The 12,003-nt window shown below is 56.4% G+C and carries 8 protein-coding genes; all 8 read right to left on the bottom strand.

Going from position 1 to position 12,003, the window contains the following annotated elements; translation table 11 throughout:
- Positions 1-10 precede the first annotated feature (10 nt).
- Positions 11-481 carry a 30S ribosomal protein S7 gene (rpsG, locus tag L1O02_RS03225; protein ID WP_007925959.1) on the bottom strand — a complete coding sequence of 157 codons (471 nt, stop codon included), beginning with the start codon at positions 479-481 and terminating at the stop codon, positions 11-13.
- Between the two features lie 111 nt (positions 482-592).
- Positions 593-964, bottom strand: a complete 372-nt coding sequence (rpsL, locus tag L1O02_RS03220) for a 30S ribosomal protein S12 (protein ID WP_003186084.1) — start codon at positions 962-964, stop codon at positions 593-595.
- Between the two features lie 201 nt (positions 965-1,165).
- Positions 1,166-5,365 carry a DNA-directed RNA polymerase subunit beta' gene (gene rpoC, locus L1O02_RS03215; protein WP_060841341.1) on the bottom strand — a complete coding sequence of 1,400 codons (4,200 nt, stop codon included), beginning with the start codon at positions 5,363-5,365 and terminating at the stop codon, positions 1,166-1,168.
- A 64-nt stretch (positions 5,366-5,429) separates the two neighbouring features.
- The gene (gene rpoB / locus L1O02_RS03210; protein ID WP_016968678.1) at positions 5,430-9,503 is read right to left on the bottom strand and encodes a DNA-directed RNA polymerase subunit beta; all 4,074 of its coding nucleotides are present in this window, start codon (positions 9,501-9,503) and stop codon (positions 5,430-5,432) included.
- Between the two features lie 221 nt (positions 9,504-9,724).
- A complete protein-coding gene (rplL, locus tag L1O02_RS03205) occupies positions 9,725-10,090 on the bottom strand; it encodes a 50S ribosomal protein L7/L12 (RefSeq protein WP_060841342.1) in 366 nt (121 codons plus the stop codon).
- A gap of 80 nt (positions 10,091-10,170) precedes the next feature.
- Positions 10,171-10,671, bottom strand: a complete 501-nt coding sequence (gene rplJ / locus L1O02_RS03200) for a 50S ribosomal protein L10 (RefSeq protein ID WP_016968679.1) — start codon at positions 10,669-10,671, stop codon at positions 10,171-10,173.
- Positions 10,672-10,869: 198 nt separating this feature from the next.
- A complete protein-coding gene (gene rplA / locus L1O02_RS03195) occupies positions 10,870-11,565 on the bottom strand; it encodes a 50S ribosomal protein L1 (RefSeq protein WP_011063782.1) in 696 nt (231 codons plus the stop codon).
- On the bottom strand, positions 11,565-11,996 hold the full coding sequence (gene rplK, locus L1O02_RS03190) for a 50S ribosomal protein L11 (RefSeq protein WP_003176435.1): 432 nt from the start codon (positions 11,994-11,996) through the stop codon (positions 11,565-11,567). The genes rplA and rplK overlap by 1 nt, the downstream gene beginning before the upstream one ends.
- Positions 11,997-12,003 lie beyond the last annotated feature (7 nt).

Raw genomic sequence — 12,003 nt, 5'->3', positions numbered from 1 at the left:
GATGCTGAGATTAGAAGCGGTAGTGCGAGAAAGCCTTGTTGGCTTCAGCCATACGGTGAACGTCTTCACGCTTCTTAACTGCAGCACCTTTGCCTTCGGCAGCGTCCAGCAGTTCGCCAGCCAAACGCAGAGCCATAGACTTCTCGCCGCGCTTGCGGGCGAAGTCTACCAACCAGCGCATTGCCAGAGCGTTACGACGGGACGGACGAACTTCGACCGGAACCTGGTAAGTAGCACCGCCTACACGGCGCGACTTCACTTCGACCAGCGGAGCGATGGCGTCGAGAGCTTTCTCGAAGATTTCCAGGGGATCGCTGTTCTTGCGCTCTTTAACTTTTTCCAGCGCGCCATAAACGATACGCTCGGCAACGGCTTTCTTGCCGCTCTCCATTACGTGGTTCATGAACTTGGCGAGGATCTGGCTTCCGTATTTCGGATCGTCCAGAATCTCACGTTTGGCTGCTACGCGACGTCTTGGCATTGATAAGCCCTCAAACGGTCTTCAGGTTAGCTCGGGACAGTTGATCCAATGGACGCGTGCCCGACCTTACTCTTATCGACTCAATATAATTAAAAACTGCAAAACGGCCGATTACTTCGGACGCTTGGTACCGTACTTCGAACGACCTTGGTTACGACCTTTAACGCCGGAGGTATCCAGGGAGCCGCGAACGGTGTGATAACGAACACCTGGCAAGTCTTTTACACGACCGCCGCGAATCAGAACGACGCTGTGCTCTTGCAGGTTGTGGCCTTCACCACCGATGTACGAGGAAACCTCGAAACCGTTGGTCAGACGCACACGGCATACTTTACGCAGTGCCGAGTTAGGTTTTTTCGGCGTAGTGGTATACACGCGAGTGCACACGCCACGACGTTGCGGGCAGTTCTGCAGCGCAGGCACGTCGGATTTCTCGACGATACGCTTACGCGGCTGACGTACCAGCTGGTTGATAGTTGCCATCTACTAGCTCCACTGTTGTCTTTCGACATAAACAAAATGGCAGAGCAGGAGCTCCACCAAATTTAGGGGTACAAGAGTCTAAAGAGGATCCCGTCCCCAGTCAAGGCAAGGCCCCGGCCTCTCCGATCAGTGAACCGCGGCAAAAAATGTCTCGATTCTCAGTCGGAAAAACCGGGGCCTCATCTCAATCTACTGCAGACCTCAGTTACCGCTGGAGTTCAGCGCTTCAGTCAGTGCTGCTTCGACCTCGCTTGCGCTTACACGCAGTGGCTTGTCTGCATCACGACGGCGCTTACGCTCACTGTGGTAAGCCAGGCCGGTACCGGCCGGGATCAGACGACCCACGACCACGTTTTCCTTCAGGCCGCGCAGGTAGTCGCGCTTGCCGGTCACTGCTGCTTCGGTCAGAACACGAGTGGTCTCTTGGAAAGAGGCCGCCGAGATGAACGACTCAGTGGACAAGGACGCCTTAGTAATACCCAGCAGTACGCGGGTGAACTTGGAGATGAACTTGTCTTCAGCGCTCAGACGCTCGTTTTCTACCAGTACGTGAGTCAGTTCCATCTGGTCGCCCTTGATGAAGCTGGAGTCGCCGGATTCGGCAATCTCAACTTTACGCAGCATCTGACGCAGGATGGTCTCGATGTGCTTATCGTTGATCTTCACGCCCTGCAGACGATAAACGTCCTGGATCTCGTTAACGATGTACTTGGCCAGCGCACTCACACCCAGCAGACGCAGGATGTCGTGTGGATCGCTCGGACCGTCGGAAATAACCTCGCCGCGGTTCACTTGTTCGCCTTCGAAGACGTTCAGGTGACGCCACTTCGGAATCAGCTCCTCATACGGATCGCTACCGTCGTTCGGAGTGATGACCAGACGGCGCTTGCCCTTGGTCTCTTTACCGAACGCGATGGTGCCGCTGACTTCAGCCAGAATCGAGGCTTCCTTCGGACGACGAGCTTCGAACAAGTCGGCAACACGCGGCAGACCACCGGTGATGTCACGGGTCTTCGAAGTTTCTTGCGGAATACGAGCGATAACATCACCGATCGCAATCTGCGCACCGTCGGCAACACCCACAAGGGCGTTAGCCGGCAGGAAGTACTGGGCCGGTACGTCGGTACCTGGCAGCAGCAGATCCTTGCCATCCATACCCACCATCTTCACGGCTGGACGAATGTCCTTACCGGCAGCTGGACGGTCTTTGACGTCAAGTACTTCAATGTTGGTCATACCGGTCAATTCGTCAGTCTGACGCTTGATCGTGATGCCTTCTTCCATGCCCACGTAGGTCACGGTACCTTTCATTTCGGTAACGATTGGGTGAGTGTGCGGATCCCACTTGGCCACGATGGCACCAGCGTCGACCTTATCGCCTTCCTTCACCGAAATCACAGCACCGTAAGGCAGCTTGTAGCGCTCGCGCTCACGACCGAAGTCGTCGGCAATTGCCAGCTCGCCCGAACGCGACACGGCAACCAGGTGACCATCCACCCGCTCAACGTGCTTCAGGTTATGCAGACGGACGGTACCGCCATTTTTCACCTGTACGCTGTCCGCTGCCGAGGTACGGCTTGCCGCACCACCGATGTGGAACGTACGCATCGTCAACTGGGTACCCGGCTCACCGATGGACTGGGCAGCGATTACGCCAACCGCTTCACCGATGTTCACCAGGTGACCACGAGCCAGGTCGCGACCGTAGCACTTGGCGCAGATGCCATAACGGGTTTCGCAGCTGATCGGCGAACGCACGATTACTTCGTCGATGCTGTTCAGCTCGATGAACTCAACCCACTTCTCGTCGACCAGAGTGCCCGCAGGAACGATGACGTCCTCGGTACCCGGCTTGAATACGTCACGGGCGATAACACGACCCAGAACGCGCTCACCCAGAGGTTCTACAACGTCACCGCCTTCAATGTGCGGAGTCATCAGCAGACCGTGCTCGGTGCCGCAATCGATCTCGGTTACAACCAGATCCTGCGCCACGTCTACCAGACGACGAGTCAGGTAACCGGAGTTCGCAGTTTTCAACGCGGTATCCGCCAGACCTTTACGAGCACCGTGAGTCGAGATGAAGTACTGGAGTACGCTCAGACCTTCACGGAAGTTCGCAGTAATCGGCGTTTCGATGATGGAGCCGTCCGGCTTGGCCATCAGACCACGCATACCGGCCAACTGACGGATCTGTGCAGCGGAACCCCGCGCACCCGAGTCAGCCATCATGTACATCGAGTTGAACGACTCTTGCTCGACTTCTTCGCCGTGACGGTCAATGACCTTCTCTTTCGAGAGGTTGGCCATCATCGCCTTGGATACTTCGTCGTTAGCCTTCGACCAAAGGTCGATCACTTTGTTGTACTTCTCGCCCTGGGTTACCAGGCCGGAGGCGTACTGGCTCTCGATTTCCTTCACTTCGTCGGTGGCAGCACCGATGATGCGGGCTTTTTCATCCGGGATAACGAAGTCGTTAACGCCGATCGAAACGCCGGAAATGGTCGAGTAAGCAAAACCGGTGTACATCAACTGGTCAGCGAAGATCACGGTCTCTTTCAGACCCACCACGCGGTAGCACTGGTTGATCAGTTTGGAGATCGCTTTCTTCTTCATCGGCAAGTTGACGACGTCAAAAGACAGGCCTTTTGGCACAACCTGGAACAGCAGCGCACGGCCGACAGTTGTGTCGACGATACGGGTGGTGCTCACGCTGCCGCCATCGCGATCATTGACGGTTTCGTTGATACGAACCTTGATCTTGGCGTGCAGAGCAGCTTCGCCGGCGCGGAATACGCGGTCGACTTCCTGCAGGTCGGCGAACACACGACCTTCGCCTTTGGCGTTGATCGCTTCACGGGTCATGTAGTACAGACCCAATACAACGTCCTGCGACGGAACGATGATTGGCTCACCGTTGGCTGGCGACAGAATGTTGTTGGTCGACATCATCAACGCACGCGCTTCCAGCTGGGCTTCCAGCGTCAGCGGAACGTGCACGGCCATTTGGTCGCCGTCGAAGTCGGCGTTGTACGCCGCACAGACCAGAGGGTGCAGCTGGATAGCCTTACCTTCGATCAGTACCGGTTCAAACGCCTGGATGCCCAGACGGTGAAGGGTCGGTGCACGGTTGAGAAGCACTGGGTGTTCGCGAATCACTTCAGCGAGAACGTCCCAAACCTCTGGCAGCTCGCGCTCGACCATCTTCTTGGCAGCTTTAATGGTCGTGGCCAGGCCACGCATTTCCAGCTTGCCGAAAATGAACGGCTTGAACAGCTCGAGAGCCATCTTCTTCGGCAGACCGCACTGGTGCAGACGCAGGGTCGGACCTACGGTAATTACCGAACGACCGGAGTAGTCAACGCGCTTACCGAGCAAGTTCTGACGGAAACGACCTTGCTTACCCTTGATCATGTCAGCCAGGGATTTCAGAGGACGCTTGTTCGAACCGGTAATAGCGCGGCCACGACGACCGTTGTCGAGCAAGGCGTCGACGGCTTCCTGCAACATACGTTTTTCGTTGCGCACGATGATGTCCGGAGCGGACAGATCCAGCAGGCGCTTCAAACGGTTGTTACGGTTGATCACTCGACGATACAGGTCGTTGAGGTCGGAAGTCGCAAAGCGACCGCCATCCAGCGGAACCAGTGGACGCAGATCTGGCGGCAGAACCGGCAGAACGGTCAACACCATCCACTCTGGCAGGTTGCCGGAGCCTTGGAAGGCCTCCATCAACTTCAGACGCTTGGACAGCTTCTTGATCTTGGTTTCCGAGTTGGTTTGCGGAATCTCTTCACGCAGACGGCCAATCTCGTGCTCCAGGTCGATAGCGTGCAGCAGCTCGCGGACAGCCTCGGCACCCATGCGGGCGTCGAAGTCATCACCGAACTCTTCCAGCGCTTCGAAGTACTGCTCGTCGTTCAGCAGCTGACCCTTTTCCAGGGTGGTCATGCCTGGATCGATAACAACGTAGCTCTCGAAGTAGAGAACGCGCTCGATATCACGCAGGGTCATGTCCATCAGCAGGCCGATACGGGACGGCAGGGATTTCAGGAACCAGATGTGGGCAACTGGCGAGGCCAGCTCGATGTGCGCCATGCGCTCACGACGAACCTTGGCCAGTGCAACTTCAACGCCGCACTTCTCGCAGATCACGCCGCGATGCTTCAAGCGCTTGTACTTACCGCACAGGCACTCGTAATCCTTTACCGGGCCAAAGATCTTGGCGCAGAACAGGCCGTCACGCTCAGGCTTGAACGTACGGTAGTTGATGGTTTCCGGCTTTTTAACTTCACCGAACGACCACGAACGGATCATCTCAGGCGAGGCCAATCCGATACGGATGGCGTCGAACTCTTCGACTTGACCCTGGTTTTTCAGCAAATTCAGTAGGTCTTTCAAGGCCTTTCCTCCTGGCGGAGCAGAGAGCGGGCAATCCTGCCCCGCTCTCGATTCGCGTCACGTGTTATTCGGTTTCCAGATCGATATCGATGCCGAGGGAACGAATTTCTTTGATCAACACGTTGAAGGACTCGGGCATGCCCGGCTCCATACGGTGATCGCCGTCCACGATGTTTTTGTACATCTTGGTACGACCGTTCACATCGTCCGACTTCACTGTGAGCATTTCTTGCAGAGTGTATGCAGCACCGTATGCTTCCAGTGCCCAGACCTCCATCTCCCCGAAACGCTGACCACCGAACTGCGCCTTACCACCCAGCGGCTGCTGGGTAACCAGGCTGTACGAACCGGTAGAACGAGCGTGCATCTTGTCGTCTACCAAGTGGTTCAGTTTCAGCATGTACATGTAGCCAACGGTAACTGGACGCTCAAACTTGTTGCCGGTACGGCCGTCGGTCAGCTGCATCTGGCCGCTCTCTGGCAGGTCCGCCAGTTTCAGCATGGCCTTGATTTCGCTTTCCTTGGCGCCGTCGAACACCGGAGTGGCCATTGGCACACCGCCGCGCAGGTTGTTCGCCAGATCCAGAATCTCCTGATCGGAGAAGCTGTCCAGATCTTCATTGCGACCGCCGATCTGGTTGTAGATTTCGTCCAGGAAGGTGCGCAGCTCCGCCACCTTACGCTGCTCTTCAACCATGCGGTTGATCTTCTCGCCCAGACCTTTGGCCGCGAGGCCCAGGTGAGTTTCGAGAATCTGACCAACGTTCATACGCGAAGGTACGCCCAGCGGGTTGAGGACGACGTCGACCGGGGTGCCATTGGCATCGTGCGGCATGTCTTCAACCGGCATGATCACGGAGACCACACCCTTGTTACCGTGACGACCGGCCATCTTGTCGCCCGGCTGGATGCGACGACGGATTGCCAGGTAGACCTTGACGATTTTCAGCACGCCTGGAGCCAGGTCATCGCCCTGCTGCAGTTTGCGCTTCTTGTCTTCGAACTTGTCGTCCAGCAGACGGCGGCGATCAACGATGTAGGCCTGAGCCTTCTCGAGCTGCTCGTTCAGAGCATCTTCAGCCATGCGCAGTTTGAACCACTGGCCGTGCTCAAGACCGTCGAGAACTTCGTCGGTGATTTCCTGGCCTTTCTTCAGACCGGCGCCGCCTTCGGCTTTATGGCCGACCAGAGCGGAGCGCAGACGTTCGAAGGTCGCGCCTTCCACGATGCGGAACTCTTCGTTCAGATCCTTGCGGATCTCGTCGAGCTGGCTCTTCTCGATGGACAGAGCACGAGCGTCACGCTCAACGCCGTCACGAGTGAAGACCTGTACATCAATGACAGTACCCTTGGTACCGGTAGGCACACGCAGGGAGGTGTCTTTAACGTCGCTGGCTTTCTCACCGAAGATCGCACGCAGCAGCTTCTCTTCCGGAGTCAGTTGAGTCTCGCCTTTCGGAGTGACCTTACCGACCAGGATGTCGCCTGCGCCAACTTCAGCACCTACATAAACGATACCGGCTTCGTCCAGCTTGTTCAGTGCAGCCTCACCCACGTTCGGGATGTCTGCAGTGATTTCCTCTGGGCCAAGCTTGGTGTCACGAGCCACGCAGGTCAGTTCCTGGATGTGGATCGTGGTGAAGCGGTCTTCCTGAACCACACGCTCGGACAGGCAGATGGAGTCTTCGAAGTTGAAGCCGTTCCATGCCATGAACGCGATACGCATGTTCTGACCCAGTGCCAGCTCACCCATGTCGGTGGACGGACCATCGGCCATGATGTCGCTGCGCTGCACCCGATCACCCTTTCTCACCAGCGGACGCTGGTTGATGCAGGTGTTCTGGTTGGAGCGGGTGTACTTGGTCAGGTTGTAGATATCAACACCGGCTTCGCCAGTCTCAACTTCGTCATCCGCAACACGAACCACGATACGGCTGGCATCGACCGAGTCGATCACGCCGCCACGACGAGCCACAACGCAAACACCGGAGTCACGGGCAACGTTGCGCTCCATGCCGGTACCTACCAGCGGCTTATCGGCACGCAGTGTCGGTACAGCCTGGCGCTGCATGTTGGAACCCATCAATGCACGGTTGGCGTCGTCGTGCTCGAGGAACGGGATCAGCGACGCTGCAACCGAAACTACCTGCTTCGGCGAAACGTCCATCAAGGTGACGTCTTCCGGCGCCTTGACAGTGAATTCGTTCAAGTGACGAACAGCTACCAGCTCATCGATCAGTTGACCTTTGTCGTTCATGGTCGCCGAAGCCTGGGCGATCACGTGATCGGCCTCTTCGATGGCGGACAGGAACACAATCTCGTCGGTAACCAGAGCGTCTTTCACCACACGGTACGGGCTCTCAAGGAAGCCATACTGGTTGGTGCGCGCATAGGCCGCCAGGGAGTTGATCAGACCGATGTTCGGACCTTCCGGCGTTTCGATCGGGCATACACGACCGTAGTGAGTCGGGTGTACGTCACGAACCTCAAAGCCTGCGCGCTCGCGGGTCAGACCACCTGGGCCGAGTGCAGAGACACGACGCTTGTGGGTGATCTCGGAGAGCGGGTTGTTCTGGTCCATGAACTGCGACAGCTGGCTGGAACCGAAGAACTCTTTCACTGCCGCCGCCACTGGCTTGGCATTGATCAGGTCTTGCGGCATCAGGCCTTCGCTTTCGGCCATCGACAGACGCTCTTTGACCGCACGCTCTACACGTACCAGGCCAACGCGGAACTGGTTCTCGGCCATTTCGCCTACGCAGCGAACACGACGGTTACCCAGGTGGTCGATGTCATCGACGATGCCTTTACCGTTACGGATGTCGACCAGAGTCTTCAGTACGGCAACGATGTCTTCTTTGCACAGCACGCCAGAACCTTCGATCTCGGTACGACCGATCCGACGGTTGAACTTCATCCGGCCAACGGCGGACAAGTCATAGCGCTCAGGGCTGAAGAACAGGTTGTTGAACAGCGTCTCGGCTGCATCTTTGGTCGGCGGCTCGCCAGGACGCATCATGCGATAGATCTCGACCAGCGCTTCCAATTGGTTGCTGGTGGAGTCGATCTTCAGAGTGTCGGAAACGAACGGACCGCAGTCGATGTCGTTGGTGTACAGAGTTTCGATGCGAACAACCTGAGCCTTGGCGATTTTTGCCAGAATTTCAGTGTTCAGCTCGGTGTTGCACTCTGCCAGGATTTCGCCGGTCGCCGGGTGCACGATAGCCTTGGCGGTGGTACGACCCAGGACGTAGTCCAGAGGTACATCCAGCTCCTTGATACCGGCTTTTTCCAGCTGGTTGATGTGACGAGCGGTGATACGACGACCCTGCTCGACAATAACCTTGCCCTTGTCATCCTGGATGTCCAGAACGGCAATTTCACCACGCAGGCGCTGAGGCACCAGCTCCAGGCTCAGGCTCTCGCCTTTCACATGGAATACGTTGGTGGTGTAGAAAGCGTCCAGCACTTCTTCAGTGGTGTAACCCAGCGCGCGCAGCAGAACCGACGCAGGCAGCTTGCGGCGACGGTCGATACGGACGAACACGCAGTCTTTCGGGTCGAACTCGAAGTCCAGCCACGAACCGCGGTACGGAATGATCCGCGCAGAGTAAAGCAGCTTACCGGAACTGTGCGTCTTGCCACGGTCGTGGTCGAAGAATACGCCAGGGGAACGGTGCAGCTGGGAAACGATTACACGCTCGGTACCGTTGATTACGAAGGTACCGTTCTCAGTCATCAGGGGGATTTCACCCATGTAGACTTCTTGCTCTTTGATGTCCTTGATCGCTTTGTTCGACGATTCTTTGTCGAAAATGATCAGACGGACTTTTACCCGCAAAGGTACGGCGTAAGTCACACCACGCAACACGCATTCTTTAACATCAAACGCCGGTTCGCCCAGGCGATAACCGACATACTCCAACGCAGCATTGCCGGAGTAGCTGATGATCGGGAAAACGGATTTGAAGGCCGCATGCAGGCCCACGTCGCGGAACTGATCTTTAGTCGCTCCCGCTTGCAAGAATTCACGATACGAATCCAGCTGGATGGCCAGGAGGTACGGCACATCCATGACGTCCGGCAACTTGCTAAAGTCCTTGCGGATACGTTTTTTCTCAGTATATGAGTAAGCCATCAGCGTTCCCCAGCTTGGTCACCTGCTTATTCGGCTTCTCCCGACGGGAGCAGCCAGAAAATCGTGCAAACCCTTTGGTTTGCGCCACCGCACAGGGTGGGTTACAGCACGTTAAAGGCACCGACCCAGTCGGTCGCCAATAACGGAAAAAGGCCGGTGGCAAAAGCCACCAGCCATCAGCCGTTCGCTTAACGCTTGGGCTGGAGACACAAAGTCGATGCTTACTTGAGCTCGACTTTAGCGCCTGCTTCTTCCAGAGCTGCTTTGGCTTTTTCAGCTGCTTCTTTAGCAACAGCTTCCAGAACCATGGCAGGAGCGCCGTCAACTACAGCCTTGGCTTCTTTCAGGCCCAGACCGGTCAGTTCACGTACAGCCTTGATCACGTTAACTTTCTTCTCGCCAGCTTCGGTCAGCATGACGTTGAATTCAGTTTGCTCTTCAACAACAGCGGCAGCAGCAGCTGGGCCAGCGGCGGCAACAGCAGCGGTAACGCCGAAGGTTTCTTCCATTGCCTTGATCAGCTCAACAACTTCCAGAACGGTTTTCTGGCCGATTGCTTCGATGATTTGCTCGTTAGTCAGAGACATGACTATAAATTCCTGTATTGGGGTGACAGCCTACGCAGCCATCAAATTAAACATATGATTTTGAAAGGGCTTGCGGTGCCTTAGGCAGCAGCAGCTTCTTTCTGGTCGCGAATAGCCGCCAGAGTACGAGCCAGCTTGCTGGTAGCGCCTTGAATCACGCTCATCAGCTTCGCAATAGCTTCGTCGCGAGTTGGCAGCGAAGCCAACACGTCGATCTCGTTTGCTGCGAGGTACTTGCCCTCGAACGCAGCTGCCTTGATCTCGAACTTGTCCTGACCCTTTGCGAACTCTTTGAAAATACGAGCGGCAGCGCCCGGATGTTCCTTGGAGAATGCAATCAGGGTAGGGCCGACGAACGCGTCGTTGAGCACGTCATATTGAGTGCCTTCAACAGCGCGCTTGAGCAGGGTGTTACGTACAACACGTACGTAAACGCCAGCTTCGCGGGCCTCTTTACGGAGTCCGGTCATTGCGCCTACTGTCACACCGCGGGCATCAGCCACAACAGCAGACAGAGCGACTTTGGCAGCCTCGTTGACTTCAGCGACGATGGCCTTCTTGTCTTCGAGTTTAATTGCCACGGGTTTAACTCCTGCTTGTTACCGTTTCATCCAACCGGAGCTGGATGTCGTTTTGGTGTCTGATTCGGTAAGGAACCGGGAGCACCATCTGCGTAGGCTTGAGGTTTAAGACTTGCGTCGCCTACGGTCTTGGATAGCCCCCGCCAGGCAGGGACCCCAATTTTTCAGCGGATGCAATCACTTGCATCCGCTTGTGTCTTATACGTCCAGCGAACCCTGGTCGATGACCAGACCTGGGCCCATAGTGGTGCTCAGGGTAACGCGCTTGACGTAGATGCCTTTCGAAGAAGCTGGCTTGATACGCTTCAGGTCAGCGATCAGGGCTTCAACGTTTTCCTTCAGCTTGACCGCGTCGAAGCCGACCTTGCCAACGGAAGTGTGGATGATGCCGTTTTTGTCGGTGCGGTAACGAACCTGACCAGCCTTGGCGTTCTTGACTGCCGAAGCTACGTCTGGAGTAACGGTACCGACTTTCGGGTTAGGCATCAGGCCACGAGGACCCAGAACCTGACCCAGCTGACCTACAACGCGCATTGCATCCGGGGAAGCAATAACTACGTCATAGTTCAGGTCGCCGCCTTTCATTTCGGCAGCCAGATCATCCATACCTACGCGGTCTGCACCGGCAGCCAGAGCAGCTTCAGCAGCTGGACCCTGGGTGAACACAGCTACACGTACAGTCTTGCCAGTGCCGTGCGGCAGCACAGTAGCGCTACGAACGACCTGGTCAGATTTACGCGGGTCTACGCCCAGGTTCACAGCAACGTCTACGGACTCGCTGAACTTAACGGTCGACAGCTCGGTCAGGAGAGCGGCGGCTTCTACGAAGTTGTAGGCCTTGCCTGCTTCAATCTTGCCGGCGATAGCCTTTTGGCGCTTGGTCAGCTTAGCCATTACACACCCTCCACGTTAAGGCCCATGCTACGAGCAGAACCGGCGATAGTACGCACGGCTGCATCCATATCAGCTGCAGTCAGATCCGCGTTTTTGGTTTTCGCGATCTCTTCCAGCTGAGCACGGGTAACGGTGCCAACCTTAACGGTGTTCGGACGAGCGGAACCGCTGGTCAGACCAGCAGCTTTCTTCAGCAGAACCGAAGCAGGGGTGCTCTTAGTTTCGAAAGTGAAGCTGCGGTCACTGTAAACAGTGATGATCACAGGAGTCGGCAGACCTGGCTCAAGACCCTGAGTACGGGCGTTGAAAGCCTTGCAGAATTCCATGATGTTCACGCCGTGCTGACCCAGAGCTGGACCAACGGGCGGGCTTGGGTTGGCCTGAGCGGCCTTAACTTGCAGCTTGATGTAAGCAGTAATCTTCTTAGCCATGAGGCAC

It is taken from the genome of Pseudomonas sp. BC42 (genome assembly GCF_021560055.1).
Taxonomy (GTDB): Bacteria; Pseudomonadota; Gammaproteobacteria; order Pseudomonadales; family Pseudomonadaceae; genus Aquipseudomonas.
The sequence above is the reverse complement of the archived record's forward strand: the minus strand, read 5'-3'. Positions and strand labels throughout refer to the sequence as shown.

Bases quoted from the DNA above. Each gene is read 5' to 3' on its own strand.
- rpsG (WP_007925959.1), bottom strand. From the start codon at position 481: ATGCCAAGACGTCGCGTAGCAGCCAAACGTGAGATTCTGGACGATCCG.
- rplK (WP_003176435.1), bottom strand. From the start codon at position 11,996: ATGGCTAAGAAGATTACTGCTTACATCAAGCTGCAAGTTAAGGCCGCT.
- rpsL (WP_003186084.1), bottom strand. From the start codon at position 964: ATGGCAACTATCAACCAGCTGGTACGTCAGCCGCGTAAGCGTATCGTC.
- rplA (WP_011063782.1), bottom strand. From the start codon at position 11,565: ATGGCTAAGCTGACCAAGCGCCAAAAGGCTATCGCCGGCAAGATTGAA.
- rplL (WP_060841342.1), bottom strand. From the start codon at position 10,090: ATGTCTCTGACTAACGAGCAAATCATCGAAGCAATCGGCCAGAAAACC.
- rpoB (WP_016968678.1), bottom strand. From the start codon at position 9,503: ATGGCTTACTCATATACTGAGAAAAAACGTATCCGCAAGGACTTTAGC.